General features: G+C 62.4%; 29 protein-coding genes and 2 pseudogenes. 13 read left to right on the forward strand and 18 right to left on the reverse strand.

Going from position 1 to position 25,373, the window contains the following annotated elements:
- Positions 1-1,231: hybrid sensor histidine kinase/response regulator (locus tag HP546_RS07490; protein WP_172221931.1), on the forward strand; the 1,231-nt coding region annotated here is incomplete at its 5' end.
- A gap of 424 nt (positions 1,232-1,655) precedes the next feature.
- On the opposite strand, the gene HP546_RS07495 is transcribed toward HP546_RS07490, so the two are convergent.
- The 8 genes from HP546_RS07495 to HP546_RS07530 all read right to left on the reverse strand — a co-directional run bounded on the left by HP546_RS07495 (position 1,656) and on the right by HP546_RS07530 (position 8,355).
- Positions 1,656-3,005 (reverse strand): D-serine ammonia-lyase, encoded by a 1,350-nt coding sequence (locus HP546_RS07495; protein WP_172221934.1) that lies wholly within the window; start codon positions 3,003-3,005, stop codon positions 1,656-1,658.
- 195 nt (positions 3,006-3,200) lie between these two features.
- On the reverse strand, positions 3,201-4,235 hold the full coding sequence (locus tag HP546_RS07500; RefSeq protein WP_172221937.1) for a methionine synthase: 1,035 nt from the start codon (positions 4,233-4,235) through the stop codon (positions 3,201-3,203).
- Between the two features lie 29 nt (positions 4,236-4,264).
- Positions 4,265-5,248 carry a DUF1852 domain-containing protein gene (locus HP546_RS07505; protein ID WP_172221940.1) on the reverse strand — a complete coding sequence of 328 codons (984 nt, stop codon included), beginning with the start codon at positions 5,246-5,248 and terminating at the stop codon, positions 4,265-4,267.
- A 287-nt stretch (positions 5,249-5,535) separates the two neighbouring features.
- A complete protein-coding gene (locus HP546_RS07510) occupies positions 5,536-5,841 on the reverse strand; it encodes a hypothetical protein (protein WP_172221943.1) in 306 nt (101 codons plus the stop codon).
- Positions 5,842-5,998: 157 nt separating this feature from the next.
- On the reverse strand, positions 5,999-6,466 hold the full coding sequence (locus tag HP546_RS07515; RefSeq protein ID WP_172221946.1) for a DoxX family protein: 468 nt from the start codon (positions 6,464-6,466) through the stop codon (positions 5,999-6,001).
- 11 nt (positions 6,467-6,477) lie between these two features.
- Positions 6,478-7,227 carry a DNA-binding domain-containing protein gene (locus HP546_RS07520; RefSeq protein ID WP_172221949.1) on the reverse strand — a complete coding sequence of 250 codons (750 nt, stop codon included), beginning with the start codon at positions 7,225-7,227 and terminating at the stop codon, positions 6,478-6,480.
- On the reverse strand, positions 7,224-8,057 hold the full coding sequence (locus tag HP546_RS07525) for a DUF692 domain-containing protein (protein ID WP_172221952.1): 834 nt from the start codon (positions 8,055-8,057) through the stop codon (positions 7,224-7,226). Before HP546_RS07525 ends, HP546_RS07520 begins: the two co-directional genes overlap by 4 nt.
- A 16-nt stretch (positions 8,058-8,073) precedes the next feature.
- A complete protein-coding gene (locus tag HP546_RS07530; protein ID WP_172221955.1) occupies positions 8,074-8,355 on the reverse strand; it encodes a DUF2282 domain-containing protein in 282 nt (93 codons plus the stop codon).
- A 184-nt stretch (positions 8,356-8,539) separates the two neighbouring features.
- Here HP546_RS07530 and HP546_RS07535 point away from each other — a divergent pair, with 184 nt between their 5' ends.
- Complete coding sequence (locus HP546_RS07535; protein WP_172221958.1) at positions 8,540-9,127, forward strand: sigma-70 family RNA polymerase sigma factor; 588 nt, start codon at positions 8,540-8,542, stop codon at positions 9,125-9,127.
- Positions 9,114-9,755, forward strand: coding sequence for a DUF1109 domain-containing protein (locus HP546_RS07540; protein ID WP_172221961.1), 642 nt, complete (start codon positions 9,114-9,116; stop codon positions 9,753-9,755). Before HP546_RS07535 ends, HP546_RS07540 begins: the two co-directional genes overlap by 14 nt.
- Positions 9,756-10,018: 263 nt before the next feature.
- Here the strand turns inward: HP546_RS07540 and HP546_RS07545 are convergent, their stop codons facing one another.
- The 3 genes from HP546_RS07545 to HP546_RS07555 all read right to left on the reverse strand — a co-directional run bounded on the left by HP546_RS07545 (position 10,019) and on the right by HP546_RS07555 (position 11,893).
- On the reverse strand, positions 10,019-10,717 hold the full coding sequence (locus HP546_RS07545; protein ID WP_172221964.1) for an anti-sigma factor domain-containing protein: 699 nt from the start codon (positions 10,715-10,717) through the stop codon (positions 10,019-10,021).
- Positions 10,714-11,262 (reverse strand): sigma-70 family RNA polymerase sigma factor, encoded by a 549-nt coding sequence (locus HP546_RS07550; protein ID WP_172221967.1) that lies wholly within the window; start codon positions 11,260-11,262, stop codon positions 10,714-10,716. The genes HP546_RS07545 and HP546_RS07550 overlap by 4 nt, the downstream gene beginning before the upstream one ends.
- A gap of 103 nt (positions 11,263-11,365) precedes the next feature.
- Positions 11,366-11,893, reverse strand: coding sequence for a DUF3455 domain-containing protein (locus HP546_RS07555; protein ID WP_172221970.1), 528 nt, complete (start codon positions 11,891-11,893; stop codon positions 11,366-11,368).
- Positions 11,894-12,068: 175 nt separating this feature from the next.
- Between HP546_RS07555 and HP546_RS07560 the strand changes: the two genes are divergently transcribed.
- Positions 12,069-12,311, forward strand: coding sequence for a hypothetical protein (locus HP546_RS07560; RefSeq protein ID WP_172221973.1), 243 nt, complete (start codon positions 12,069-12,071; stop codon positions 12,309-12,311).
- Positions 12,308-13,099, forward strand: a complete 792-nt coding sequence (xth, locus tag HP546_RS07565; protein WP_172221976.1) for an exodeoxyribonuclease III — start codon at positions 12,308-12,310, stop codon at positions 13,097-13,099. The genes HP546_RS07560 and xth overlap by 4 nt, the downstream gene beginning before the upstream one ends.
- An 83-nt stretch (positions 13,100-13,182) precedes the next feature.
- Here xth and HP546_RS07570 read toward each other — a convergent pair whose 3' ends face one another.
- Together HP546_RS07570 and HP546_RS07575 are read right to left on the reverse strand one after the other, a co-directional pair.
- A complete protein-coding gene (locus HP546_RS07570; RefSeq protein ID WP_172221979.1) occupies positions 13,183-14,307 on the reverse strand; it encodes a mechanosensitive ion channel family protein in 1,125 nt (374 codons plus the stop codon).
- A 204-nt stretch (positions 14,308-14,511) separates the two neighbouring features.
- Positions 14,512-14,976 (reverse strand): hemerythrin domain-containing protein, encoded by a 465-nt coding sequence (locus tag HP546_RS07575; RefSeq protein WP_172221982.1) that lies wholly within the window; start codon positions 14,974-14,976, stop codon positions 14,512-14,514.
- Between the two features lie 203 nt (positions 14,977-15,179).
- Between HP546_RS07575 and HP546_RS07580 the strand changes: the two genes are divergently transcribed.
- Positions 15,180-15,476 carry a DUF6555 family protein gene (locus HP546_RS07580; protein ID WP_172221985.1) on the forward strand — a complete coding sequence of 99 codons (297 nt, stop codon included), beginning with the start codon at positions 15,180-15,182 and terminating at the stop codon, positions 15,474-15,476.
- A gap of 212 nt (positions 15,477-15,688) precedes the next feature.
- On the forward strand, positions 15,689-17,728 hold the full coding sequence (locus HP546_RS07585) for a PAS domain-containing sensor histidine kinase (RefSeq protein WP_172221988.1): 2,040 nt from the start codon (positions 15,689-15,691) through the stop codon (positions 17,726-17,728).
- Between the two features lie 39 nt (positions 17,729-17,767).
- Here the strand turns inward: HP546_RS07585 and HP546_RS07590 are convergent, their stop codons facing one another.
- The 3 genes and pseudogenes from HP546_RS07590 to HP546_RS07600 all read right to left on the reverse strand — a co-directional run.
- Positions 17,768-18,961 carry a zinc-dependent alcohol dehydrogenase gene (locus HP546_RS07590; protein WP_172221991.1) on the reverse strand — a complete coding sequence of 398 codons (1,194 nt, stop codon included), beginning with the start codon at positions 18,959-18,961 and terminating at the stop codon, positions 17,768-17,770.
- Positions 18,962-19,077: 116 nt separating this feature from the next.
- The gene (locus tag HP546_RS07595) at positions 19,078-19,686 is read right to left on the reverse strand and encodes a sensor histidine kinase KdpD (protein ID WP_256678439.1); all 609 of its coding nucleotides are present in this window, start codon (positions 19,684-19,686) and stop codon (positions 19,078-19,080) included.
- An 80-nt stretch (positions 19,687-19,766) separates the two neighbouring features.
- Positions 19,767-20,378: pseudogene (locus tag HP546_RS07600) on the reverse strand (alpha/beta fold hydrolase); the annotation flags it as partial.
- A gap of 250 nt (positions 20,379-20,628) precedes the next feature.
- Between HP546_RS07600 and HP546_RS07605 the strand changes: the two are divergent.
- From HP546_RS07605 to HP546_RS07620, 4 genes are all read left to right on the forward strand, one after another.
- Positions 20,629-20,880 carry a hypothetical protein gene (locus tag HP546_RS07605; protein ID WP_172221997.1) on the forward strand — a complete coding sequence of 84 codons (252 nt, stop codon included), beginning with the start codon at positions 20,629-20,631 and terminating at the stop codon, positions 20,878-20,880.
- 162 nt (positions 20,881-21,042) lie between these two features.
- Positions 21,043-21,642: a hypothetical protein gene (locus HP546_RS07610; RefSeq protein ID WP_172222000.1), complete on the forward strand. Its 600-nt coding sequence runs from the start codon at positions 21,043-21,045 to the stop codon at positions 21,640-21,642.
- Positions 21,642-22,070 (forward strand): phage holin family protein, encoded by a 429-nt coding sequence (locus HP546_RS07615; protein WP_172222003.1) that lies wholly within the window; start codon positions 21,642-21,644, stop codon positions 22,068-22,070. The genes HP546_RS07610 and HP546_RS07615 overlap by 1 nt, the downstream gene beginning before the upstream one ends.
- Positions 22,067-22,882 carry a DUF3618 domain-containing protein gene (locus tag HP546_RS07620; protein WP_172222006.1) on the forward strand — a complete coding sequence of 272 codons (816 nt, stop codon included), beginning with the start codon at positions 22,067-22,069 and terminating at the stop codon, positions 22,880-22,882. The genes HP546_RS07615 and HP546_RS07620 overlap by 4 nt, the downstream gene beginning before the upstream one ends.
- A 94-nt stretch (positions 22,883-22,976) precedes the next feature.
- On the opposite strand, the gene HP546_RS07625 is transcribed toward HP546_RS07620, so the two are convergent.
- Both HP546_RS07625 and HP546_RS07630 read right to left on the reverse strand, forming a co-directional pair.
- Entirely contained in the window at positions 22,977-23,672 is a 696-nt protein-coding gene (locus tag HP546_RS07625; protein WP_172222009.1) for a type 1 glutamine amidotransferase domain-containing protein, read from the reverse strand.
- Positions 23,673-24,157: 485 nt separating this feature from the next.
- Entirely contained in the window at positions 24,158-24,622 is a 465-nt protein-coding gene (locus tag HP546_RS07630) for an Lrp/AsnC family transcriptional regulator (protein ID WP_172222012.1), read from the reverse strand.
- 177 nt (positions 24,623-24,799) lie between these two features.
- Between HP546_RS07630 and HP546_RS07635 the strand changes: the two genes are divergently transcribed.
- Positions 24,800-24,985, forward strand: coding sequence for a hypothetical protein (locus HP546_RS07635; protein WP_172222015.1), 186 nt, complete (start codon positions 24,800-24,802; stop codon positions 24,983-24,985).
- A gap of 174 nt (positions 24,986-25,159) precedes the next feature.
- A pseudogene (locus HP546_RS07640) lies at positions 25,160-25,373 on the forward strand (sodium:proton antiporter); the annotation flags it as partial.

Below are 25,373 nucleotides of genomic sequence, written 5' to 3' on the forward strand. Positions count from 1 at the left end.
GCTCAACGACCAACTGGAGCAGCGGGTTGCGGCACGCACCGACGAGCTGCTGGAGGCCAACCGCAACCTGCAGCAGCAGATCGCCGAGCGCAAACAGATCGCCCGCGCCTTGCGCGACGCCCGCGATGCCGCTGAAACCGCCAACCGCAGCAAGGACAAGTACCTGGCCGCTGCCAGCCACGACCTGCTGCAGCCGCTCAATGCCGCCCGCCTGCTTATCTCGACCCTGCGTGAACGGCCATTGCCTGAGGCGGAGCACGTCCTTGTCGAGCGTACCCATCAGGCCCTGGAGGGCGCCGAAGACTTGCTGACCGACTTGCTGGATATCTCCCGGCTGGACCAGGCAGCGGTGAAGCCTGACGTGGCGTTGTACCGCCTCGACGAATTGTTTGCGCCGCTGGTTTCGGAGTTCCGTTCGGTGGCCGATGCTGCAGGGTTGAAACTGCGCGCGCGGGTGGGTGGCTATGCGATCAGCACCGACCTGCGGTTGCTGACCCGTATCCTGCGCAACTTCCTCAGCAACGCCTGCCGTTACACCGACGAGGGCCGTATCCTGCTGGGTGCCCGGCGCCGTGGCGAGCATTTGCGGCTGGAGGTGTGGGACAGCGGCCGGGGCATTGCGCAGGACCGGCTGCAGGCCATTTTCCTCGAGTTCAACCAGCTGGACGTCGGTCGCGCCGCCGATCGCAAAGGCGTGGGCCTGGGGCTGGCCATCGTTGAGCGCATCGCCAGGATTCTCGGCTATCGCATCGAGGTACGCTCGTGGCCGGGGCGGGGTTCGGTGTTCAGCATCGACGTGCCGCTTGGCGCACAGATGCCGCAGGCCGTTCAGCAGGCTGTACCGCAACCCAGCGCTGGCGACCCGCTACCGGGCCGCCGCCTGTTGGTGCTGGACAATGAAGTGAGCATCCTTGAAAGCATGGGCGCGCTGCTGGAGCAGTGGGGCTGCGAGGTGGTCACCGCGACGGACCAGGCAGGCGCGCTGCAGGCCTTGCAGGGGAGGGCACCGGAACTGATCCTGGCGGATTTTCACCTCGATCACGGGGTGGTCGGATGCGCGGTGGTCAGGCATTTACGGCAGCATTTTGCCGCTGCCATTCCTGCCGTGATCATCACTGCCGACCGCAGCGACCAGTGTCGGCGGGCCCTGCAGAAGCTCGGCGCGCCATTGCTGAACAAGCCGGTGAAACCGGGGAAATTGCGTGCGGTGTTGAGCCAGTTGCTGGGCTAGAGCAATTTTTTAAATCCAATATATTGTGGCTTACGTTCGTTTTTACGATTTAAGCCACAATAAGTGAGAATTACATAGTTGGCGGGCTACACGCTGCCATTGCAAGGGCAGCGTTACGCCGAATGCCAGTCAGTTAGGAAATTAGGTCCGCTTTGCGGCCCATCGCCGGCAAGCCAGGCTCCCACCAGTACGGCGCATGGCTTGAATTCGATGCGGTCTGGGGTGGGAGCTGGCTTGTCGTGGCGACGAACCGCGGCGATGGGCTGCGTTGCAGCCCCATTAGCCTTCATCCGCCGCGTGCGAGAAACTCAGGTGCCGCGCAGCCACCAGAAAAACATGCAGGCTGCCCAGGTGCGAACCATTGAGGTTCATCGCGCCGTTTTTGTACATCGACCCATCCTTGTTCACAGTCCACCGATGGCAGTTATACGTTTGCCAGCAGGCTGCGCCCTTTCGCCAGGTAGGCGTCGAACTCATCCTGCGGGACCATGCTGCCACCCGTGCCCCAGACCAGGTGGGTGGCATGCTGCAGCTGAGCAGGGCTAAAGCCCTGGCGCGCCAGGTACGCCTGAGCTTGCAGCACCCGCGCCATACCGGGTACGCCGGCTAACGCGGAGGGTTCCAGCTTGACCTTGTCCTGCTCGAAGGCAACCACCATCAGGCTGTACAGTGCCTCGTCGGTGACGGTGTAGTAACCATCGATCAGCCGCTGCATGGCTTTGCCGACGAACCCGGACGGGCGCCCGACAGCCAGGCCGTCGGCAGCGGTGATGTTGTCGATGCCGAAGTCCTGCACGCTGGTTTGGTCGTGCAGGCCGGTGTACACACCCAACAGCATGCAAGGGGAGTGCGTGGGCTCGGCAAAGATGCAGTGCACCGCATCACCGAATACCAGCTTCAAGCCGAACGCGACGCCGCCAGGGCCGCCGCCGACACCGCAGGGCAGATAAACGAAAAGGGGATGGTCTGCGTCCACCTTGATGCCAGCTTGCTCGAGCTGGTTGGCCAGCCGTTCAGCCGCAACGGCGTAGCCCAGAAACAGTTGTGGGGAATTTTCGTCGTCAACGAAATAGCAGCTGGGGTCGGCTGCCGCCTGTTCGCGACCCTGCTCGACCGCAACGCTGTAGTCGGAGGCGTGTTCCACCACCGTCACGCCGCTGGCGCGCAGATTGTCCTTTTTCCATTGCCGGGCGTCGGACGACATGTGCACGCTTACCTGGAAACCCAGTTTCGCGCTCATGATCCCTATCGACAAGCCCAGGTTGCCGGTCGAACCCACGGCAATCTTGTGCTGGCCGAAGAACGCGCGGGCCTGGTCACTGGCCAGTTTGGCGTAGTTGTCCGCCGCTGTGATCAGGCCGGCCGCCAGGGCCAGGTCCTCGGCATGCTTGAGCACCTCATGGATACCGCCCCGGGCCTTGATCGAGCCGGAGACCGGCAAGTCGCTGTCTGCCTTGAGCCATAGGCTGCCAACGTTTTGCAGTGAATGTTGGTCGATGAGCCGTTGACGCAGTTGCGGCAGAGGGGTGATGTGCGACTCGATGATCCCACCGGCAGCCGCAGTTTCGGGGAAAACCGTGGCGAGGTAGGGTGCAAACCGCTGCAACCGCTTGCTGGCCGTTTGCACGTCTGTAGCTGTCAGGCCTACATCGCCCAGGGCTGCTGACGCGCTGGCGATGGCGGGGTTGAACCAGCTGGTCTCTTTCAGGGCGACCAGGTCGGTGATGATCGGGTGGCTGTGTTGCCAGTTTTCGAGGGTTTTACCGTGAATCATGATTTCACCTGTCGCGCGGTAGTTGCACAGTAGAACAGACAATCTTCGACAGGAGGAGGGCAGGATTCAAACGATCGGTCCTCAACCCACAGGTGAACCGAGATCATGCATGGTGCCAGCACGAGCGGCTGTATCGGGCGGTGCTGGCAGTGTAGGAACAACTGTCATGCGCAAAATTCAGAAAGCCTGCAGGGCTCAGCGCGAGCTCAAGAGCTCTTTGCGGACAATTTCCGCGCCTGCACTTAACGCGTGGAGTTTGCCGCGGGCTACCTGGCGAGGTAACGGCGCCATGCCGCAGTTGGTGCAAGGGAAGAGCTTGTCGGCGTCCACGAACTGAAGTGCCTTGCGCAGGGTGTTGGCCACTTCCTCTGGTGTTTCAATGGTATGGGTAGCTACATCGATGGCCCCGACCATGACTTTCTTGCCGCGGATCAGCTCAAGCAGGTCCATTGGGACATGCGAGTTGTGGCACTCCAGGGAAATGATATCGATGCTGGACTGTTGCAGTTTGGGGAAGGCTTCTTCGTATTGTCGCCATTCCGACCCCAGGGTCTTTTTCCAGTCTGTATTGGCTTTGATGCCATAGCCATAGCAGATGTGCACCGCCGTTTCGCATTTCAGGCCTTCAATGGCGCGCTCCAGAGTAGCGACGCCCCAGTCATTCACCTCGTCGAAGAACACATTGAATGCGGGTTCATCGAACTGGATGATATCAACGCCGGCGGCTTCGAGTTCCCTGGCTTCTTGGTTGAGGATCCTGGCAAATTCCCAAGCCAGTTTTTCTCGGCTTTTATAGTGGGCGTCATACAGCGTATCGATCATGGTCATGGGACCTGGCAGCGCCCATTTTATGGGTTGCGAGGTTTGCTGGCGCAGGAACTTGGCATCCTCGACAAACACCGGCTTTTGCCGGGCGACAGCGCCCACGACCGTCGGTACGCTGGCATCATAGCGATCACGAATTCTAACGGTTTCACGTTGCTCGAAATCGACACCGCTGAGATGCTCGATAAACGTGGTTACAAAATGCTGGCGGGTTTGCTCACCGTCACTGACGATATCGATGCCAGCGTGCTGCTGATCGTGCAATGCCAGGCGCAAGGCATCCTGTTTGCCTTCACGGAGTTGTTGGTCTTGCAATTTCCAGGGTGACCACAGTGTTTCAGGTTGTGCAAGCCAGGACGGTTTCGGCAAGCTGCCGGCAGTGGAGGTGGGTAGCAGTGTGTTCATGACAGATGACCTGATGTTTTAGAGTGTGATCAATGCGCGTGGCGAGCAGACCACTGCTCTAGCGTGGCTTGATAGGGTTTGACAAATTGCTCTTCGGCATATTTGCCCTGCTCGATAGCCAGGCGGCTACGCTCTGCGCGGTCATAGACAATGCGCGTGAGTGAGTAGTCCTGGTGCTGCAGGCTGGGCTGGTAGCACTTTCCGGCTGCCGAATTGGCGTTGTAGATTTCAGGTCGGTAAATTTTCTGGAACGTATCCATGGTGCTGATGGTGCTGATCAGCTCCAGGTTGGTGTAATCAGCCAGCAGGTCGCCGGAGAAATAGAAAGCCAGCGGCGCGGCACTGTTCGGCGGCATGAAATAGCGAACTTTCAAACCCATCTTGTTGAAGTAGTCGTCCGTCAGGGAGTAGGCATCCTGCAGGTATTCAAAGCCGAGCACCGGGTGCTGGTTCTCGGTGCGGTGATAGGTCTTGCTGCTCGATACGCTCAGGCAGATAACGGGTGGCTTGTCGAAGTGCTGCTTGTAGGTGTCGGAATTGACGAAGCACTTGAACAGCTTGCCATGCAAATCGCCAAAATCATCGGGGGTGCTGAAATGTGTGCGGTTTTTATTGTGCTCCAGCAGGCGCACACTGAAGTCGTAATCGCGCACGTAAGAAGAGAAATTGTTCCCGACCATCCCCCCGATACGCGTGTTGGTTGCACGGTCGAAAATGTCGGCTTTCAATATCTCTATCAGGGGCAGAGCAGTGCTGCACTGTTGGGCGGCAAGGTTCATTTCGACCGAGATTATTTCAAGTTCGACAGAGTAGCGATCACCTTCTGGATTATCCCAATGAGCCAGGGTATTGAAGCGATTATCGATCATCTTCAGGGTGTTGCGCAGGTTTTCCTGGCGATTGGCGCCCCTGGCCAAGTTGGCAAAATTGGTAGTGAAGCGAGTATTTTCGGCGGGGTGATAATGTTCGTCGAAAACAATACGCTTGAGGGTAAACCGAGGTTCGTTATTCATGGTGAACGGGTGTCCTGATGCCTGAGGTGCTGGCGTAATTTGATAGTGTGATCATTCAGCCAGCGCTTCCCAGCTTCCATCCCTGGGACTTTCGCTCAGTAGTCTCTTGAGTGTTTATGATGAGACGTAGTTTAGGCGGGGGTAGTCATTGAAGGGTAATGAATAGATTTCACAGGCTTTTTAGTACTGTTCATGTTGGGTAAGTCAGTTGAAGATGGCCCCGGCTCATCGACCGGGGCCTACAGCACGGCGGCAGCTATTGCCGCCAGGGCATCAGGCACGCTTGATCAACGCTCACCGTCTTTTTTTTGCCCGGCGTCCTGCCCGCGCTGGCCACCCATCCGCCCGGCATCAGATGCCTGGTCCTTGTTGCCGTGGCTTTCGCCCGCTTGTCCACCTTGGCGGCCGGCTTCCTTGGATTTATCCCAGTCCTTGTTCATCTTGTCGTCGGGCATCTGCCCGCCTTGCTGGCCGCCTTTCTGATTTTGAGTCATGTCGCCACCGGCGCCATGGCCGCCTTGCTGGCCTGCCTTGCCGACATCGGTATTGGCGGTGCCGCCTTGATTTGCGCCTTTGTCTTGGTTGTTAGCCATGATCGCTTACCTCAAGTCAACACAGGAAGTTCTGTGTTCAGTTGTGACCTGCGCAAAGCCCGGTGAAGTGCAAAACATTGCGGCTTTTCTGACGAGACGCTTTAACGACCTTCGGCCCGGTATTTAGCGGCTGAAAACCCAGCGGCCACGCTGCGTTTCAGCGGATACCCAACCAACGATCGAGTGAGAGGCGGCCGGCGCCCTTGGCCACCAGCAGCAGCAACAGCCCTGCCCAGGTCAGGTGTGTCGGCCAGGCATCCGGGTAGACAAACACCTCGATCACCGTGGTCATGCCCAGCAGCGCCAGAGCCGAGAGGCGGGTGAACAACCCCAGCACCAGCAGCAGCGGGAACAGGTGCTCGGCATAAGTGGCCAGGTGCGCGGCAAGGTGTGAAGGAATCAGCGGCAAGGCGTATTCACTTTGAAACAGCTCATAGGTGCTCGGGGTGATGGTAAGCACGCCCTCGACCTTGGTCCGCCCGGACAGGAAGAACACCGAGGCAATCCCCAGCCGCGCGATCAGGCACAGTACCGAGTCGCCCAACAAGCCTTGCAGCCATTCGGCAAGCCGGTTCCAGTGCTGACGCAGGCCGGGGCTGGCGGTTGTGGTGGGGGAAATGTGCATGGCAGCCTCCTTCAACGGGGCAGGGACAGTGGGGCGAGTGCCTGGGCCCCAAGCAGGCTACCCAGCAACGCATTGAAGTCCAGGCCGGGTTCGGCCTGCAGTGCCAGGGCCGAGGCCCGGTCCAGGTCATGCCCGTTGGCACAGGCATCCAGAAACGCGCAGGCGCCCTCGGTCAACGCCTGCCAGCCAACACCCTCGACGTCGCCCACCAGCAACACGCCTTCGCCATGCCAGGCGATGTGCTCCGGCAACGGCTGCGCCAGCCGGTTATGGTGCCAGAGGGTGTACACCGGATGCTCTGCGAACCACTGCCAGCGTGCGCTGCGCCGCGGCTGCAAGGTACAGCGGGCAAGGTCGCTGGCGGTCATCCCGGCGAGTTCGGCCACGTCCAGGGCGGGTGCCTGCTCGGCGCAGAATGCTTGCAACCACAGCCAGTCCAGCCGGGCGACGTCGGCCAGGTAGGTCAGCCCGTTGGCGCAGGCGAAGGGGGCCAGGTAGTCGGCAAAGGTTTCGCCGTAGGCAATCAGCCGCGCATCAGGCGGCGGGTACTGGCGGGCGTAGCGGCCAGCCACGTCGGCCAGCCAGTCGCGACCGACCAGCCGTTCGACGCTGGGGAAGTTGTCGCAGAGGGCGTCAACACAGCCCTTGAACACGGTGTTGCGGTACACCGCGAAGCCGGGTTGCGCGGCAACGCCGGTTGCGCTGCCGTGGTACAGGGCCTGGATGAAGGTGTCCTGAAAATGCGCCAATGTGCGGTTCATGCCGGCCTCCGTGACAGGCTGAGAATGGCCTGGGCCACATCGCGTTCAGCCAGCAGGCTATCGAACCCGGGCAGGTGGTCGTCACGTTCGATCAGTGTCGGCCGTGGGCCGATGCGCCCGACCAGGCGTTGGAACAGGGCCCAGACCGCTTCGCTGACAGGGGCGTCGTGAGAGTCGATCAGTAATGCCGAGTCGGCGTCGTGGCTGTACCCGGCCAGGTGGATCTCGACAATGGCCTCGGCAGGGAAGCGGTCAAGATAGGCTTCGGCAGAGAAACCCAGGTTGTGGGCGCTGACATGCACGTTGTTGACGTCCAGCAACAAGCCACAGCCGGTGTGCTGCACCAGTTCGGCAAGGAACTCGACTTCGGCGTAGTCGTGGCCCTCCAGGCTCAGGTAATGGCTGGGGTTCTCGACCGCGATAGGCCGGCCGAGTGCATCCTGGGTACGCTGGATATTGTCGGTGATACGCCGCAGGGCCTCGCTGCTGCGCGGAAACGGCAGCAGGTCGGGGTGATAGTGGCCGCGCCAGGTTGACCAGGCCAGGTGTTCCGACACCAGTGCCGGTTGCAGGCGTTGCACCAGCGCTGCCAGGCGCTGCAGGTGCAGTGGGTCGGGGGGCGCAGCGGCTGCAAGGGACAGCGAGACCCCGTGCAGTGATAGCGGGTGGCCGGCGCCGATACGCTCCAGCCAGGCGAGCCGTGGGCCGCCGACCATGTAGTTTTCCGGGTGCACCTCGAACCACAGGTGCTCGGTGTCACAGCCCAGTGCCTGTGCATAGTGCTCGGCCTTGAGGCTCAGCCCGGCACCCAGCGTGTGCAATGCGTTCATGGTCGGCGGCCTTCGCTCAGGACTTGATCGGGGTCAGCGAGCCCATGCCGTTGGGCGTCTTGATCGAGGTACAGGTACCAGCGGGCACGTTTTTCCAGTGCATGCCGTCATAGTCCTGCTTGGCACTGCCGGCGCAAGAGGTGCCAGCACCCGCCTTGCAGTCGTTTTTCCCGGCCATGGCCACGCCGTAGCATTTTTCCATGGCGGCGCCAGCAGGCGCCTTGGTGTCGGCTGCCACGGCGGTGCCGGCCAGGGTGGCGAGGGCAACGGCAGCAGCGGCAAGGGCGAAGTTGTTCATGGTGGATCTCCAGAAGTGGCAAGGCCGGTGGCGGTTCCCCTCGGCTCATCCATCAGTTCGTCATCCGTGCGGTTCGGGTTACAGCAGGCAAAAAATATTTTTTGAGGTTTGCCAAGGGCTCTCCTAACGTTGTGAAGCACACCACCGGTCGCATTTTTCCTACGGGGTGTAACCAGGACCGCTCATGCCGCGAACTACCCCTCAGGCACACTTGAACGCACGCGAGGCGCAGCTGCAGCAATTGCTGTTGCATGGCATGCAGGGTGACGAGCAGGCGTACCGGGCGTTCCTGAGTGCGCTGGCGGTACATTTGCGGGCCTTTTTACGCCGGCGCCTGGCCGGGCGCCCGCATGAGGTCGAAGACCTGCTGCAAGAGGTATTGCTTGCGGTGCACAATGCCCGCCATACCTACCTGCCCGGGCAGCCGCTGACCGCGTGGGTGCAGGCCATCGCGCGCTACAAGCTGGCCGATCACTGGCGCGCCTTTGCCCGCCACGAAGCACTGCACGAACCGCTGGACGAAGAGCAGGCCCTGTTCGCCAGCGAGGACGACCAGCCACAGGAGGCCAGCCGTGACCTGGGGTTGCTGCTGCGAAGCCTGCCCGACCGCCAGCGGCTGCCGATCCAGCACGTCAAGCTCGAAGGCCTCAGTGTCGAGCAGACGGCCAGGCTGACCGGGTTGTCCAGCTCGGCGGTCAAGGTTGGCATCCACCGTGGGCTCAAGGCGTTGGCGAAAATGATACGAGGCAAACCAGACAATGAAGACCATTGATTTGATCGGCCTGCTGGCCAAGGGCGAGGTGCCTGGACCGCGGCATGCCCTGGCCCGGCGCTTTGCCCTGGCGCTGATTGCCGGCGGCCTGGGCGCGCTGCTGTTGATGATGGCGGTGTACGGCGTGCGCGCGGACCTTGCCGACGTGGCGCGGCTACCGCTGTTCTGGGCCAGGCTGGCGCTGCCGGCAAGCCTGGCGGCGGCGGCATTGTGGCTGTGTAGTCGCCTGGCGCGCCCGGGGGTGAACGGCGGCGCGGCCTGGGTGGTATTGGCCCTGCCCATCGTGCTGGTATGGCTGGGCGGGGCGATGGCGTTGGTCGGTGCGCCGGTCGAATCGCGTGCCGAGTTGATGCTGGGACGTACCTGGCGTACCTGTGCATTGAACATTGGCTTGCTTGGCATTCCGGCGCTGGCGGCGGTGTTCTGGGCCTTGCGCGGCCTGGCGCCGACCCAGTTGCGCCGGGCCGGCGCAGCGGGGGGGCTGTTGGCCGGTGCTGTTGCCACATTGGCGTACTGCCTGCATTGCCCTGAGATGGAGGTACCGTTCTGGGGTGTGTGGTACGTGTTGGGGATGGCGCTGCCCACCGTGCTGGGGGCGCTGCTGGGGCCACGCTTGCTGCGTTGGTAGCTGCCAGGTGCGCATGGAGCCCGAAGTTGGCCTGGGCTGCACCGTGCTGATCTACTCCCCAGGTAGGCGGGTAACGCGCCTGGTGGTGAGCTTGACCCGATGACTCTGGCCGCTCCCGTTACCCAGCATGCAGAAACCATCCTGCTGGTGGATGATGAACCGACCGTGCGCATGTTGCTGACCGATGCGCTTTCAGAGTCTGGATATACGGTCCACTGAACCTGGCTACCGTGAAGCGCAGAGCTAGCCAGGGAGCCACTGGGTCATATCACTTTTACTGCGCGACCAATGAACTTCACCGGGCCGGTAGGCAGGCCTGAAGGCGAGCCGCCAGCCTTCTCCAGGGTCAGCTCGAACAGCTGGTTGGCCTCCAGCGGGGGCAGGCTCTGCAGCGGCACGCGGTAGGGCTCGCCCGGTTTGACCAGGCCCAGAGAAACAGGCGCCTGCCACTGTTCACCCTTGGTCCAGAACTGTAAGGCCATGCCCTCTGGGACCGCATCGCGCCCCAGCGGGATCAGCTCGATCACCCGGCTGTCGCTGGCCTGCACGACCCAGCCAGGGGCCTGGCTGCTTGGCGCCACCAGTACCACCAGGTAACGGGTTGTGGGGGCCGGGGTGGTCAGCAAGGTAAACGCCAGTAGCAGGCTTGCAGCCAAGCCGGCGGCGCTTAGGCCTTGCCACAGGCCAAGACGTTGCCACCAGCCGAGCTGCGATGCCCTGGCGGGTGCAGGCAGCTCATCGAGACTGCGCTGGATACGGCCCCACAGGCGCGCACTCGGCGGCCGCGCGGTGGCCAGCTCGGTCAGCGGCAGCAGGCGGGCTTCCCAGGCATCCACGGCGGCGCGCAAGGCGGGGTCTGCGCTCAGGCGCTCGGCTATGGCGGCATGTAGCTCGGGTGGCAAGGTTCCCAGCACATACTCCCCGGCAAGGGCGTGCAGTGCTTCGATAGCATCGGGCTTCATTCCAGGCACTCCCGCAACGCCTTGAGGCTGCGCTTGATCCACGCCTTGACGGTGCCCAGCGGCGCGCCCAGCAGGCTGGCGATCTCGGCGTGGCTGCAGCCATCCACATAGGCATGCAGGATGCAGCGCTGCGGCGCGGGCTGTAATTGCTCGAGGCAGCGGTAGATCTTTGCCGAGCCTGACCAGAGGTCCATCCCATCCAGCCCACCGCGCATTGCCAGCGCAGCATCAACCTCGACGTCGTCAAACTCGGTTTCCCTGCGGCTAGCACGGATCGAATTCAGCGCCAGATGGCGGGTGATGCTGTAGATCCAGCCCCGCGCCGAGCCGCGGGCCGGGTCGAAACTGGCGGCGCGGGTCCAGATACGGATGAACGCATCGTGGACGATGTCTTCGGCCGTGGCGTCATCCTGCACGATGCGCCGGGCAACGCCCAGCAGACGTGCGCCTTCGTGATCATAAAGCGCCTGCAAGGCGGGGCGATCGCCCTGCGCACAGGCCTGCAGGCAGCGTTGGAAGTCGAAAGGGACTGCAGGCGAGTTCAACGAGTGCGGCTTCCTTGAGTCATGCCAGGTACCCCGGCCATCCGGCCGGGGGCTTGCCAACGAGCGTAGATGATCGATTGCCAGGTGTCTGCTCAAGCGGCCTTCATTTCGCCGTCCAGAACACATAGTCGGCCTGGTACTTGACTTGTTGCCGTGTGCCCTTGTCCTGCGCGGTGCAACCACTGGCCGGGGCCACGCCACCTTGAGTGGCCAGGCGCTGGATATAGCTGACACCTTGCATGGCACCCTGGCCTTCGGTCGGGTTGGCCTTGACCAGCTGATAGGGCAGGGCACTGGTGCCGGCCGGGGCTACCGCCAACTGGGTGCCGGTGACTTTCGAGCCATCCTTGGCTTGCCAGGTGGCGGGTGGGCCGAAGTATTCGCCCAGCGCTTTGCCAGCCCGGTCGTTCAGCACCGCTTTGGGGCCGACGAATGCCCATTCGGTCTGGCCGGGGGTGCTGGCCTTGTCACGGCACTCATAGGTGATTTCGCCGACGCCGATGGTTTCCAGCATGACGCGATGGCCATCGGGCACCTTGACGGCATCGGGCAACGTGGCTTGGGCGAGGGCGGCTGGCGCTGCCATGGCGAGGCTGCAGGCTAGCAGGCAGGCGCGGGTTCTGGCGTTCATGGGCAATGCTCCTGAAAGGTCATTTGGCTGGGCGAGCACAGGCCGCCCACTACCAATACCCGCCAGCAGGCAAATTGGATGCACTGGTCGCAGATGAATCGCTACCGAGGCGTTGCAGTTGAACGTCAGCCGATGATGGGCCTCTCACATGAAAGGGTACAGTGAGGCCTTGGTCATGAGTATTGAACGCAGCATCCCTGAGCTTGAAGCCTGGTATGCCCAGTACGACGACATCAGCTACCGGCGCGAATCACCGGATGCCTACCACCATGAGCTGCTCCGCACCGCAGAAGCCCTGCGTGACGATGGTGCCATCGAGTGGGACGACTGGCTGGCGCTAAAGGCGCTGGCCGACGAGGCGCATTTGGGCGCAGTCGAAGATGCCGTGCAGGCGCACGTAAGCGACCCGGACGCATGAAAGCGCTGAAGATTGCCACTTTCAACATCAATGGTATCCGCAGCCGGCTGCCTGCCCTGCTGGCCTGGCTGGAGCGGGAGAAGCCTGATATCGCTTGCTTGCAGGAGCTAAAGGCCGCGGACCCGCAGTTTCCGCAGCAGGCACTGGAGGCGGCCGGTTACGGTTGTTTGTATCACGGCCAGCCTTCGTGGAACGGTGTGGCCATCCTGGCGCGTGACAGCGAACCCCTGGAGGTCCGGCGCGGCCTGCCAGGCATGGAAGATGATAGCCAGAGCCGCTACCTGGAGGCCGCGGTTCACGGGGTGCTGGTGGCCTGCCTTTACCTGCCCAACGGCAACCCGCAGCCTGGGCCGAAGTTCGATTACAAGCTGCGCTGGTTTCACGCCCTTATCGAGCATGCGCGGGGGTTGTACGGTAACGGTCACCCGACGCTGCTGGCAGGCGATTTCAACGTGGTGCCCACCGACATGGACATCTACAACCCACGTTCCTGGTTGAAGGACGCGCTTTTGCAGCCAGAGTCGCGTGGGTGTTTCGAACAGCTGCTGGAGCAGGGCTGGGTCGATGCCCTTCGGCATCTGCACCCGGACGAGCGTGTTTACACCTTTTGGGATTATTTCCGTAACCACTGGGCGCGCAACGCCGGGTTGCGTATCGATCACCTGCTGCTCAACCCCGACCTTGCACCGTATCTGAAGCGGGCCGGGGTCGATGCTTGGGTGCGCAATGAGGTGAAGGCCAGTGATCATGCGCCGGTGTGGATCGAGCTGGGTGCCCGGCGTCGGTAAGGGAGGTGATCTGGCGAGTTGCATCAGGGGTTATAGGTGCTTGCCGCAAGATATGCAGCGAGCACCTGCCAGCCCCACGCTATTCAAGCCCCCCGCAACCCCAGCCCGTCGCGCCCCTGCGCATGCAGCCCGGTGTCCTGCGGCAGGGCGGTAACCTTGATCGCCCGCACCGGCACCGCAAACTTGGCGCCGACTTTGCCAAACCGCTCAAGCAGCCGGAAGTTGATGGCCTGCTGGATGTCCATGTACAGGTTGTAGCCAGGGTCCTTGACGATATACACACATTCGAACTCCAGCGCTTCTTTGCCAAAACCGCGCAAATGGGCGCGGTCGAAGCGTACCTGGTCCTGGGCCTTGATCGCCTCCTCGACTATGCCGGGGGCTTTCTTCACCGCTTCGGTGGGGGTGTCGTAGGACAGGCCGAACTCGAACACGATGCGCCGTTCATGCAGGCGTTTGTAGTTCTGGATGGTGCTGCCGATCATGCTGGCGTTGGCCATGACGATCTGCTCGCCGCCCAGGCTGCGGATGCGCGTGGTCTTCAGGCCGACGTGCTCCACGGTGCCGGCCAACGGCCCGATGACGATGAAGTCGCCCACCTCGAACGGTTTGTCGACGGCGATCGACAGCGAAGCGAACAGGTCGCCAAGGATGTTCTGCACCGCCAGTGCAACGGCGATACCACCTACCCCGAGGCTGGCGACGAAGGCGGTGATGTTGACGCCCAGGTTGGACAGCATGGCCAGCACCACCACCGACCACAGCAGAACCCTCGCGCCCCAGGCGGACAGGGTGGCCAGTGCGCTGCCCTGGTTCAGGCCGTCGCCGCCATGGCGCGCAAAATACCGGCTCAGGCCCAGGCCGATGGCGCGGTTGGCCCACAGCCCGATCTGCAGGGCCGCGACCACGAACCACAGGCTACCCACCCGCGTCAGCCAGCGCTCGGGCAGGTCGAGCATGCTCAACCCCACCAATAGCGAGGCCAGAAACAGCAGGAAGTTGCTGGTGCCGGCGAGCACTTTGGCCAACACCTGGCTTAACACACCGTCGTGTTCGGACCAGCGCCTGACCCGCCGCTGCACGAAGCTGATGGCTGCACGGGCCACCAAAAAGGTCACGACGGAAACGGTCAGGGCCAGCAACAGGTTGAGAATGGAGATACCGAACAGGGTGTTGTCGGTGAACATTGCGATGAGACGATCACTCATGAGGGGTTGCCTCCTCCTGCGGGAATTAGCGGTGACGGTAGGGGCGGGCAGGCCGCGACACAGTGACTTGCGGATGGGCCCGTGTTTGCGGCTAAAACTGCGCCTACACGGGTTGGGCCGGGCCGGGGAGAGGTAGTTCGATCGGATTTCTGCACGCCGGGCATGCTGCAACGCAACATGCCCGGGTAAAGGACCGGGCAGGTATCAGGCAGCGCGCTGCTCGCCCTTGAGCAGCTTCTTCTGTGCTTCCATGGCCTGGCCCATGTCTTCGAGTTCCTGCTTGCCCAACAACTTGCGAGCGGTCGGGAACAGTTCGCTTTCTTCTTCCTCGATATGGTGTTCCAGCAGCTCCTTCATCACCTTGACCCGGCCGGCGAACTCCACGGTGCCGGTTTCAGTGCCTTCCAGGTCAGGCAGCACCAGCGAGTCGACGGTACGGTGCTCTTCCTTGGCCTCGTAATACATCTTCGCCTCTTCCTTGCCCCCGGCCTGTTTGATGGCGGGGTAGAGGATGTCCTCTTCAAGCCGGGTATGGATGGAGACTTCCTGCTTGATCCGCTCCAGCAGTTCGGCGCGCTTTTTCACGGCGCGTTCAGTGGTGGAGGACAGTTCCTCCAACAGCTTTTTAACCAGGTGATGGTCCTGAATCAGCAATTCGATAGCGTTCATGGGTAACCTCTCGCGGCTGGGAAAAATCACGGTTGCAAGAGGTTGAGTGGGGGCCTGCCGGCAAGGTTCCGCGCCAGTGATGGCTGGCGCCGGTTCGCTTGCCTGCGCGCGGCGGGTGCAGCAGTGACTGAGGGGTCAAAATAAATGGAATCTTTTCTCGTTCTGCCGGCTCAATTAGCCAGGGTTTGATGGAGGAGAATCCAATGGCAGGGCAGCAACTGTATGTGATCGAATACGAGCTTCACGGAGAATTCAGGACATTCATCATTCGCATGGAGCGCATGGACAACACCGAGGCATGGCACTGGGCGAGTTGTGACGCCGGGGTGGGGATCATCCCTCGCTTTGGTCAGCACAAGATCAAGAAAGTCAGCCGGCCCATGGCTGAGCGTTATGGCATTTCCAATGTAAGGTGGCGGCCATCAGGCCAAGGGCCGGAGTTTGTCGCACCGCCCGTGGACATGAAGAAGTTTGCCGTTGGTAACGGCGACAAGTCATGACTGTTGTTCATCGAGCGCAGAGAATCCACTGCTGCCGTTGCCCCCGCATCTTCGCTTCGGGACCGGGGCGGCGGCAGGGTGCGCAAGCTGGTCGATCCCGAGGCGCTGCGCAAGTAGCTTTCCCACCATTTGCCTGCCCCGCATCATGTATCGTGTAGGCTGAGGGCCCGGTTGCGCGGGCCGCGCCTTTTTCCGATGCTCGAGGTCAACCCATGGAACGCGATACCCCTGACGGCACCGCCAGTGGCCAGGCGTGCGCTGCGCAAACAGCAGAGCGGCTGCAGCTGGCGCTGGACGCGGGTGCGATCATTGGCACCTGGGTGTGGGACATCCCCAACGATCGCGTGACAGCCGACGAGCGTTTTTCCCGTTCATTCGGTTTGCCGGTAGAAAGGTGCCTGGCCGGCATGCCGCTGGCAGAAGCATTCGGCTCCATTCATCCGGATGACCGCCAGCAGGTGGCCAGCGCCATCGAGGCCGCCATGGCGCGTGGGGGAGCTTTTCGCTGTGAATACCGGGTGCGCCAGGACGATGGCTGCTACCACTGGGTAGAGGCCAACGGCCGGGCCGAGCTGGATGAGCAGGGCAGGGCCGTGCGCTTCCCTGGTGTGCTGATGGACATCGGCTCGCGCCGGGAGGCTGAGGCCGAGCGTGACCGGGTATCGGCGATGTTGCGTAGCTTCACGGCGGCGGTGCCCGGGGTGGTATACGCCAAGGACCGGCAGGGGCGAATGCTGGTGGCCAACCATGGCGCGACGCAGCTGATCGGCAAGCCACCGGAATACTACCTGGGCAAGACTGACCTGGAGTTCCTGGAGGACAAGCAGCAGGCCCGGCAGGTGATGGCTACCGACCAGCAGGTGATGGCTGGGGGCACGTCGGTGCAGGTCGAGGAGCGGGTAGACATGCCCGATGGCTCGGTGACCCACTGGCTATCGGTCAAGGCGCCACTGCTCAGCGACGGTGGCGAGGTGATCGGGCTGATCGGCTCGTCCATCGACGTCACCGCCCGCAAGCTGGCAGAAGCCCAGCTACTGGAACTCAACCGCACGCTGGAAGCGCGTATCTGCGAAGCCGTGGCCGAGCGTGAAGAGGCCCAGGCTGCACTGCGCCAAGCGCAGAAAATGGAAGCGGTCGGCCAGCTGACCGGTGGCATCGCACATGATTTCAACAACCTGCTGGCAGGTATCGCCGGCAGCCTCGACCTGATCCGTGCGCGGCTCAGGCAGGGCCGTGCCGAGGACGTCGAGCGTTACCTGACGGTCGCCTACGGCGCCACCCGCAAAGCGGCGGCATTGACCCATCGGCTGCTGGCATTTGCCAGGCGGCAGACGTTGATCCCGGTGCAAACCGATGTGCATGGGTTGATCACCGGCATGGAAGAGCTGATACGGCGTACCGTTGGGCCAGCGGTGGTGCTTGATGTGAACCTGTCAGCCACCCTGAGTACCTGTCTGGTCGACCCGGCACAACTGGAAAACGCCTTGCTCAACCTGTGCATCAATGCGCGTGACGCCGTCGGTGAGGCGGGTCGGATCTGCATACAGACATGCGACCAGCATGTCGAAACCGGCACCGATCCTGATGTCCTCCCAGGTGATTACCTGACCATTTGCGTGGCCGATGAGGGCTCCGGCATGGACCCGGCAACCTTGGCCAAAGCCTTCGAACCGTTCTTCACCACCAAACCGGTGGGGGCTGGCACGGGGCTCGGGTTGTCGATGGTATACGGCTTTGCCAAGCAGTCCGGCGGGCAGGTACGGATCGAGTCTACCCCAGGGCACGGCACGCGCGTGTACCTGCAGCTGCCAGGCCATGGCGGTGCCGCCCAGGCAGTGCCCGAGCCGCAGGCGTCGGCGTGCGCCTACCCAGCCTCGCCGGGTGAAACGGTGCTGGTGGTGGATGACGAGGGCTCGGTACGTATGTATGTCAGCGAAGTCCTCAGTGGGCTTGGGTACGTGGTCATCGAAGCGGCCGACAGCCTCGCCGGCCTGCAACTGCTGCGCTCGGACACCCGAATCGACCTGCTGATAACCGATATCGGCCTGCCCGGCGGCGTTGATGGCCGCAAGATGGCCGAAGCCGGGCGTATTGCCCGGCCAGGGTTGCCGGTGTTGTTCATGACCGGCTATGCACAGCCGCAGCCGGCACATGAGAATTGGCCGGGGCAGGGGGCTGCCGTATTGACCAAGCCGTTCACGCTTGATGCCTTGATCGGCAGCCTCAACAGCTTGCCACGGCACGCCCAATGAGGCCTGGGCGCTTGCGCATGGCCGCGCCCCGGTGCAGGCTCAGCCCGCAAATGTGCCCGCAGTTGCCCCGGGCACCAGGATCACCTTGCGGCAATTATCTTTCTTCTGGTCGAACATCTTGTAGCCCATGGCGGCTTCCTCCAGCGCCAGGCGATGGGTGACGATCAGCTCCGGTTGCAAACGCCCGGCCTCGATATGCTCGAGCAGCTCGGGCAGGTACTTCTGCACGTGTGTCTGGCCCATCTTGAATGTCAGGCCCTTGTCGAACGCGTCGCCAAACATGAAGCCATGAATGTAGCCGGCATACACGCCCGGCACGCTGACCACGCCGCCGCGGCGCACCGCGACCAGGCTCTGGCGCAGGGCCTTGCCGTTGCTGCCCTCGATCTTCAGGCTGGTCAGCACGCTCTCTGCCGTGCTGCCCTTGGCTTCGAAACCTACCGCATCAATCACCGCGTCCACCCCGCGCATCCCGGGGGTGAGGCGGATGATGCTGTCGGCCGGGTCGTCGTCTTCCAGGAAGTTGATGGGGATCACCCCGTAGGCATCCCGGGCGAAGGCCAGCCGGTATTCGTTGTTATCGATCATGAAGATGGTCTGGGCGCCGAGCATACGCGCGCAGGCGGCGCTCAGCAGCCCTACCGGACCGGCGCCATAGATGGCCAGGGTGGAGCCCTTGCCGACCTGGGCGTTGGTTACCGCCTGCCAGGCGGTAGGCAGGATGTCGGAGAGGAACAGCACCTTGTCATCGGGCAGGGCGGTCGGCACCTTGAATGGCCCGAAATTGGCCTTGGGCACCCGCACGTAATCGGCCTGACCGCCCGGTACGCCGCCGTACAAGTGGCTGTAGCCGAACAATGCTGCCCCCGGGGGGACGACCTTCTTGCTGGGGATGGCGCCGCGATCGGTGTTGGTGGTTTCACAAGCGGCAAACAGGTCATGCTGGCAGAAGAAGCAACTGCCGCAGGCGATCACGAACGGGATCACCACGCGGTCCCCGACCTGCAGGTTGGTCACCGCGGGCCCTCTTTCCTCGACGATGCCCATGAACTCGTGGCCAAAAATGTCGCCTGGCTCGGTTTGCGGGATCCTGCCGTGGTACAGGTGCAGGTCCGAGCCGCAGATGGCCGTGGCGGTAACGCGCAGGATGACATCGTCATCGGCCTTGATGCTCGGGTCCGGCACGGTGTCGACCCTGACGTCCTGTGCGCCGTGGTAAGTCAGTGCTCTCATGCGTTCAACTCCTGCTAGGGCGGTTGTTATATGCAGGTTAGCCAACAGGCAGGAAAACGTTGAGGTGAACTGCACCTGAAGCAGGTAACCGGTTGCTGCAGCCAGGTTCGCAGCCTTCAGCTTGCCCGGCCAGCCGGCAGGCGAATGCTGAAGGTGGTCCCGGACACCGTATTCGAGCTGAGGGTGATTTCGCCGCCGTGGGCTTCGGCCAGTTCCCTGACGATGAACAACCCTAGCCCGACCGAGCGCACCGTGGCGTCCTGGTCGGTGGCGCGGGTCATCGGTTCGAACAGGCTCGGGATCAGGGCCTCGGGTATGCATGTGCCGTGGTTGTGCACGGCAATCACTGCCGCGTCACCTGCCAGGTCGGTGGTGATGGTGACCGGGTGAGTCATGTCGCCGTAGGCAACACTGTTTGCCACCAGGTTGCCGATCATCTGCTGCAGCCGGTCCGGGTCGATGTCTATCTGGCCGTACCCGCGGGAAAGGTGACGGATGCGGGCGTGGGCAAAGGCCAAGCGCAATTCGCTGATTGTCTGCTCCACCGTGTTTTTCAGGTCGGCGGGGCGGCTGCGGATGGTGATGCCCTGGCCGAGCCTTACCGAGGCGAAGTCGAGCAAATCGGCGATCATGCCCTCGGCGCGTGCGCAGGAGTGGCCGATGCTGCCAAGCAGGCGCCGCTCCCTGTCCCGCTGTTCGCTCTGTGCAAGCAGCTGCGCGGCCATCTTGATCGCGGTCAGCGGGTTTTTCAGGTCGTGGCTGGCAATTGCTACGGTCTGCTCGGCAAAGGCCGCCCGCCGCTGGGCAGGCCGTGGATGTCCTGGCGGTTGTCCGACAGGAAGGTGAGCCGGGCAAATTGCCTGGCGATATCCGGGTCGGTGCGACAGAAGCTGTTGGTCAGTTCCTCGCTCAGCGCAGGCTGCCCCGGGGCGCCCATGATTACCGGAGCCATGGCGCTCGACCAGCCCAGGTAGTTGCTGTCGAGGGTGTCGAGCAGGGCGTGGATGTCGGCTTCCTTGAACCCGCCGGTGTAGTCGTCCGCGTCGATGTAACAGGGCGACGGGCCGACCATGACATGCGCTGCGATGCGCCCTGGCTGCTGGCGGTCTGCCAAGGCGCCAATCATTGCGCTGACTGAGTGCCCGACCAGTATTACCGGGCCCTCGGCAAATGCCGTGATGATTTCGTTCAGGTCTTCGGCGTAGCGACACAGCGAGTCATATTGCTCGCGGTCATAGGCCGCCAGGTCCGATTGCCCGGCGCCGACCAGGTCATAGGTGACCAGCCGGAACCGGCCCTGGAAGTGAGGCAGCAAAAACTGCCACATGGATTGGTCGCAGCCAAAACCGTGGGAAAACACAAGGGTTGCATTGCCGCTGCCAGCAACATGTACATTGTTACGCGAAGGCAAGTTCATGCGGGTTCCAGAGCTCAGCAGCGTCCATGACAGAATGGGCGATAGTGCCCATGTTCCAGGGCGGCTAGCAAGCTAGTGGGTTGTTACCTGCCACGGTTTGTGCGGCGTTGCTGGTCAGAATAGGCCAACCATGAACACCTGCCAGGCGCCACGCTGGCTTGCGTGGGAGCACTGCGCCGCTCGGGCGGGCGGAGTGAACCATTCGCCAGGCGTTTCGCTCGATTTGAAAAACGAGCACAGGCAGCCTGGCATGAATGCGTTCACTGAACAGCTCACCCCCGAACAGCACAGGCTCGAGGCCATCAACCGTTGGTTCTGCACGCTTGATGACCGTGCCCTGCGCTGTGCCTGCCCCAGCACCTACCACGAAGAGCTGTTGCGCCAGGCTGACGAGATGGACCGCCTGGGCCTTGTGGACTGGCGCGAATGGCGTGACCTGCGTCGGCTGGCTGACCGCTGGTACCTCAAGGCCATCGCTGGCGCTGATTACCCTCGCCGCTGAAGGCTGTGCAACAACTGGTTGCGCGAAGGCTATGCGGTTACGGGGTGATTGGCGCGCCGGGCAACTGTCATAGATCCACGGGAGTGAACTACCGTCGACTGGGCCGCGTCCCCCGAATGAATGCCTCTGCATTCGCCCGTCAGCTGCTTTGAGGACGCAACCATGGAAAACACCGATCAAAGCTCTACCTCTCCCCCCGACAGCACTCAGGACCACCTGCACGCCATCACCGATGAAGCCGGCGCACTGCTTGGCGAAGCCCGGCAAAAGGGCAGCGAGCAATACGAGCACTACCGCGACAATGCCGCCGACCAGCTTGATTCGCTGAAGGAAGGCGCCCGCTCGGCCGCGCAAGCGCTGGAAGGCCACGACAGTCTCGGCCTTTCGCAGTACCTGGCCCAGGCGGCAGACTGCATGGGCAGTTTTGCCGAGCAAGTTCGCCATGAGAGCGCCGAAAGCCTGCTTCAGCGTGGGGTCAGGCTGGCGCGGGATAACCCGGCGGTGTTCCTGGCCACAAGCGTGGCGATCGGCTTTGCCGTCTCGCGCTTCTTGCGCGCCAGTGCCGACCACGCCCAGGGCGCCGGCGTAGCGGCTGCGGGTGCCACCAGCGAGTCTCGGCATCCTCTGCCACCCACGCCGGATCGGGCGAGCGATGTATCTACTCGCGAGCCCTTTACCCCCGTCGACCCGATAGGGCCGGGTGCCGGCACGCCCGTCAGCGGCAGCCCGTTCGAGCGTGACCCGCTCAAAGGAGGCGAATGATGAACAAAGATCCCTTTCATACCACCCCAGGGCTGCATACACCGGAAGAAGACCCAGTGGGTGTGGGTGGCTTGGTGCGCCAGTTGATGCGTGAGGTGCCCGACCTTTTCACCAAGGAACTGGCCCTGGCCAAGGCCGAACTGCAGCAAAACCTGAACGCGCTGAAAGCCGGTACAGCGGCAGTGGCGGCTGGCGCGATCGTGGTGCTGGCGGGTTTTGTCATCCTGCTGCTGGCCGCCGTGTATGCCCTGGCGCTGGTGTTGCAGCCCTGGCTGGCTGCCCTGATCGTGGGGGCCGTCACGGTGGTGATCGGTTTCATCATGCTGCAGGCGGGCAAGAAACAGTTCCAGCCCACCCACCTTGCTCCTGATCGTGCCTTGCACGCCATGCAACAGGACAAGGAAACGCTGAAGAGGAAACTGCCATGACCACCTCCTTCGAACACGAAGCGCACAAGGACCCTGACCTGCTCGAACAGGAAATCAACGCCAAGCGCGAGCACATCAGTGACCTGGTTGACGCGCTGGAGCAGCGCTTGAGCCCCGGCCAGCTGGTCGACAAGGTGCTGGCCTATGCCAAGGGCAACGGCGGCGAGTTCTGTCACAACCTGGGCCTGACCCTCAAGAACAATCCGGTCCCGGCGACCCTCACGGTGTTGGGCCTGGCTTGGCTGGGGCTCAATCAGAACCGGCCTTTCAACCCAGGGCCGGCCCATCACGGGCCAGGTCTTGGGGAAAAGCTGGGGGAGGCGGTCGACTCGGTCAAAGACGCCTTCGCCCATGCTGGGGAGGCGGTGCACGATGCCGGCCAGAAGGTGCGCATGAAGGCGCATGACGCGCGCGACCGGGCCAGTGAGCTTGGCCATGGCGCCCGTGAGTCGATGGGTGAGTCTGCCGATACACTGCGCAGTTCCGCGCACAAGGTCGGGGACCAGGCGACTGCGCTGAAAGGCCAGTTCGAACACTTGCTTGAAGAGCAGCCGCTGGTGTTGGCGGCGCTGGGCATTGCCCTGGGAGCGGCGCTGGGCGCGGCCCTACCCGGCACCCGAAAGGAAGACCAGCTCATGGGCAGCACCAGTGACCGCTTGACGGACACACTCAAGGCCAAGGGCGGCGAGGTGAAGGCGTCGGTCGAGCAATCGCTTCATCAGGCCACCGACAAGCCACCGAGCCAGGCGGTTGGCGCGGGCGGCGTGCGTGAAGGTAGCGACCTTTCCTCGGGGTTGGGTTTTACCCCGTGACTCGACAGCGACTGAGCTGCCGGCCTCTTCGCATGCGGCGAAGGGGCCGGCCGACATGGCTGTTATCAGCCCATGGGCACGCCGGGCAAATGGGTCAGGCGCCTGTTTCCTGCGACAAGCGCTTCAGCAGCGCCTGAGCTACCGCTTCAGAGGAGGCAGGGTTCTGGCCGGTGATCAGGTGGCCATCCTCGACCACATGACTCGCCCAGTCTGCGGCCTTGGAATATTCACCACCATGGTCCTTGAGCATGTCTTCCACCAGGAAGGGCACCACGTCGGTCAGCCCGACAGCGTCTTCTTCACTGTTGGCAAAGCCGGTTACCCGCTTGCCTTTGACCACCGGGTGGCCGTCCGGCGCCTTGACGTGCTTGAACACGCCCGGCGCGTGGCATACCGCGGCGATCGGCTTGTTGGAGGCATAGAACGCCTCCAGCAAGGCTTTGGAGTCGTTGTCCTCTGCCAGGTCCCACAATGGCCCATGACCTCCTGGATAGAACACGGCATCGAAGTCGTACGGGTCTATTTCCCCCAGTGGTACGGTGTCGGCCAGGGCCATCTGCCCTTCGGTATCGCTGGCGAAGCGCCGGGTAGCATCGGTCTGGGCATCGGCTTCATCGCTTTTAGGGTCCAGTGGCGGCTGGCCGCCTTTGGGGGACGCGAGTGTGACATCGGCGTTGGCGTCGATGAACACGTAATAGGGGGCGGCGAATTCTTCCAGCCAGAAGCCGGTTTTCTTGCCGGTATTACCCAGTTGATCGTGAGACGTGAGCACCATCAGGATCTTTTTCATGCAAGGCTGTCCTCTGGATGTGAATGGGCAGTGCGCGACGCGCCCTGCATTATTGTCGGAGGGCAGCGCGCCGCAACCGTTCCATGCCGATTTCGGCGTGCTCGCGAAAACCAATCAGGAGTTGGCACGGAAATAGCTGTATGTGCTGCGACAGGCATACCCTGCCGGTCACTTCCCACCCACCCTCCACCGAAAAGAATAAAGGGGGCTGCATGAGTTGTCTGATTTGCGCGGGACAGGCTGAAACTGTCGAATGCCCCAGTGGTTGGGAAGAGCGGCGCTGTTCCCGGTGCGGATGTTACCGAATGTCTCAAGCGCTCATCCTGGTGATGATGGAAGAGGGGCAGATTTTCGATACCGAGCGTATGCGCCAGTGGCTGGCAACCCGGTCTGACCAGGGATCGATACCCTCAATTGACCAGTCCCAGGCCATATTGGCGATTTGAGCCGCGGGCGCCAGTCGTCCTCTTCGGCAGCCTGCTTCTTCACACCGGCACGCTGGCCGCCTTGAGCTGGCGCAGGACAAAGCACGATACCGAATGGCGCAAGCCCGGGATCTTGTAGAGCTTCTCTCGCAGCAGGCGCTCGTAGTCACGCGTATCGCGTACTGCCAGGCGCAGGAAGTAATCGTATTCACCCGACACCAGGTACGCCTCGATCACCTCGGGTATTTCCGCTAGCGCCTTCTCGAACTTGTGCAGCACTTCGTCACCGTGCTGGTCCAGGGTCACCATCACGATCAAGCCCTCGCCATAGCCGAGCCCGGCCATGTCGATACGTGCCTGGTAGCCCTGGATGATGCCGGCTTCTTCCATTCGTTTTATGCGTTGCCAGCACGGGCTTGACGACAGGCCGACCTGCTTGCCGATTTCCTGCAGGCTGGCACGGCCATCGCGGCTCAGCACCTGAAGAATCCTGCGGTCCATGTCATCCAGGTTATTTTTTTGCATATTCGGTGTTTCTCGAAAAATATTGCTGAATTCTAGGCGCAATCCCGAACGATTCGAAAGCACTTTTTGCGAGATGGCATAGACAATAAACGTCACTCCCGAAACCACGACAGGTCAGGGCACGGCCAGCTATGCAATGCACGTGGCCGCGTCGACCGGGCTTCAAAAGGAAATGCCATGCAACAGGTCAAGTACGAAATGCCGGAAGCACAAACCAGCCTCGAGTTCATTCTTGAACAGGTTATTTATGGGACCGAGGTGGTGATTGTGCGTCAGGGTGTGGAGATTGCCCGGATTACTGCCATGGAAGGGCTTCGGGAGCGCGGTACTACTTTGATGGGCAGCCCTTATGAATTGAGGTGAGAGGCGGGTGCTGGATGCGTTGGGGGCGCGTCAGGGCTTATAGGGGCTTGCCGCAGCATTTGTCGCGCCTGTCAGCGCTGATGCAATCCTCGTTACCCCCATTCCCGACGGAACGCCACCCCCCAGAGAGCGTCGAACAAACATACAAATACTCCCCCCAGGACGGTCGCCCAGATGACGTTCATCGTATGGTTCGCCATGCTCGGTGCGGTACTGCTCCTGCTCGCGCTGTCTTCTTCGTACCTGCGCTGGATACCCGTCACGACGTCTGTCGTCTGTCTGGCCCTGGGCATCGGCCTGGGCCCGTCCGGCGTGAGCCTTCTGCACCTGGACATCGCCCAGGCCAGCGGCTGGATGGAGCACCTGACGGAAGTGGCAGTGTTGTTCT

It is taken from the genome of Pseudomonas sp. CM25, assembly GCF_013179705.1.
Lineage (GTDB): Bacteria > Pseudomonadota > Gammaproteobacteria > Pseudomonadales > Pseudomonadaceae > Aquipseudomonas.

Coding starts and splice junctions, on each gene's coding strand:
- HP546_RS07495 (WP_172221934.1), bottom strand. CDS start 3,005: ATGATTCACGGTAAAACCCTCGAAAACTGGCAACACAGCCACCCGATC.
- HP546_RS07500 (WP_172221937.1), bottom strand. CDS start 4,235: ATGAACACACTGCTACCCACCTCCACTGCCGGCAGCTTGCCGAAACCG.
- HP546_RS07505 (WP_172221940.1), bottom strand. CDS start 5,248: ATGAATAACGAACCTCGGTTTACCCTCAAGCGTATTGTTTTCGACGAA.
- HP546_RS07510 (WP_172221943.1), bottom strand. CDS start 5,841: ATGGCTAACAACCAAGACAAAGGCGCAAATCAAGGCGGCACCGCCAAT.
- HP546_RS07515 (WP_172221946.1), bottom strand. CDS start 6,466: ATGCACATTTCCCCCACCACAACCGCCAGCCCCGGCCTGCGTCAGCAC.
- HP546_RS07520 (WP_172221949.1), bottom strand. CDS start 7,227: ATGAACCGCACATTGGCGCATTTTCAGGACACCTTCATCCAGGCCCTG.
- HP546_RS07525 (WP_172221952.1), bottom strand. CDS start 8,057: ATGAACGCATTGCACACGCTGGGTGCCGGGCTGAGCCTCAAGGCCGAG.
- HP546_RS07530 (WP_172221955.1), bottom strand. CDS start 8,355: ATGAACAACTTCGCCCTTGCCGCTGCTGCCGTTGCCCTCGCCACCCTG.
- HP546_RS07535 (WP_172221958.1), top strand. CDS start 8,540: ATGCCGCGAACTACCCCTCAGGCACACTTGAACGCACGCGAGGCGCAG.
- HP546_RS07540 (WP_172221961.1), top strand. CDS start 9,114: ATGAAGACCATTGATTTGATCGGCCTGCTGGCCAAGGGCGAGGTGCCT.
- HP546_RS07545 (WP_172221964.1), bottom strand. CDS start 10,717: ATGAAGCCCGATGCTATCGAAGCACTGCACGCCCTTGCCGGGGAGTAT.
- HP546_RS07555 (WP_172221970.1), bottom strand. CDS start 11,893: ATGAACGCCAGAACCCGCGCCTGCCTGCTAGCCTGCAGCCTCGCCATG.
- HP546_RS07560 (WP_172221973.1), top strand. CDS start 12,069: ATGAGTATTGAACGCAGCATCCCTGAGCTTGAAGCCTGGTATGCCCAG.
- xth (WP_172221976.1), top strand. CDS start 12,308: ATGAAAGCGCTGAAGATTGCCACTTTCAACATCAATGGTATCCGCAGC.
- HP546_RS07570 (WP_172221979.1), bottom strand. CDS start 14,307: ATGAGTGATCGTCTCATCGCAATGTTCACCGACAACACCCTGTTCGGT.
- HP546_RS07575 (WP_172221982.1), bottom strand. CDS start 14,976: ATGAACGCTATCGAATTGCTGATTCAGGACCATCACCTGGTTAAAAAG.
- HP546_RS07580 (WP_172221985.1), top strand. CDS start 15,180: ATGGCAGGGCAGCAACTGTATGTGATCGAATACGAGCTTCACGGAGAA.
- HP546_RS07585 (WP_172221988.1), top strand. CDS start 15,689: ATGGAACGCGATACCCCTGACGGCACCGCCAGTGGCCAGGCGTGCGCT.
- HP546_RS07590 (WP_172221991.1), bottom strand. CDS start 18,961: ATGAGAGCACTGACTTACCACGGCGCACAGGACGTCAGGGTCGACACC.
- HP546_RS07595 (WP_256678439.1), bottom strand. CDS start 19,686: ATGGCCGCGCAGCTGCTTGCACAGAGCGAACAGCGGGACAGGGAGCGG.
- HP546_RS07605 (WP_172221997.1), top strand. CDS start 20,629: ATGAATGCGTTCACTGAACAGCTCACCCCCGAACAGCACAGGCTCGAG.
- HP546_RS07610 (WP_172222000.1), top strand. CDS start 21,043: ATGGAAAACACCGATCAAAGCTCTACCTCTCCCCCCGACAGCACTCAG.
- HP546_RS07615 (WP_172222003.1), top strand. CDS start 21,642: ATGAACAAAGATCCCTTTCATACCACCCCAGGGCTGCATACACCGGAA.
- HP546_RS07620 (WP_172222006.1), top strand. CDS start 22,067: ATGACCACCTCCTTCGAACACGAAGCGCACAAGGACCCTGACCTGCTC.
- HP546_RS07625 (WP_172222009.1), bottom strand. CDS start 23,672: ATGAAAAAGATCCTGATGGTGCTCACGTCTCACGATCAACTGGGTAAT.
- HP546_RS07630 (WP_172222012.1), bottom strand. CDS start 24,622: ATGCAAAAAAATAACCTGGATGACATGGACCGCAGGATTCTTCAGGTG.
- HP546_RS07635 (WP_172222015.1), top strand. CDS start 24,800: ATGCAACAGGTCAAGTACGAAATGCCGGAAGCACAAACCAGCCTCGAG.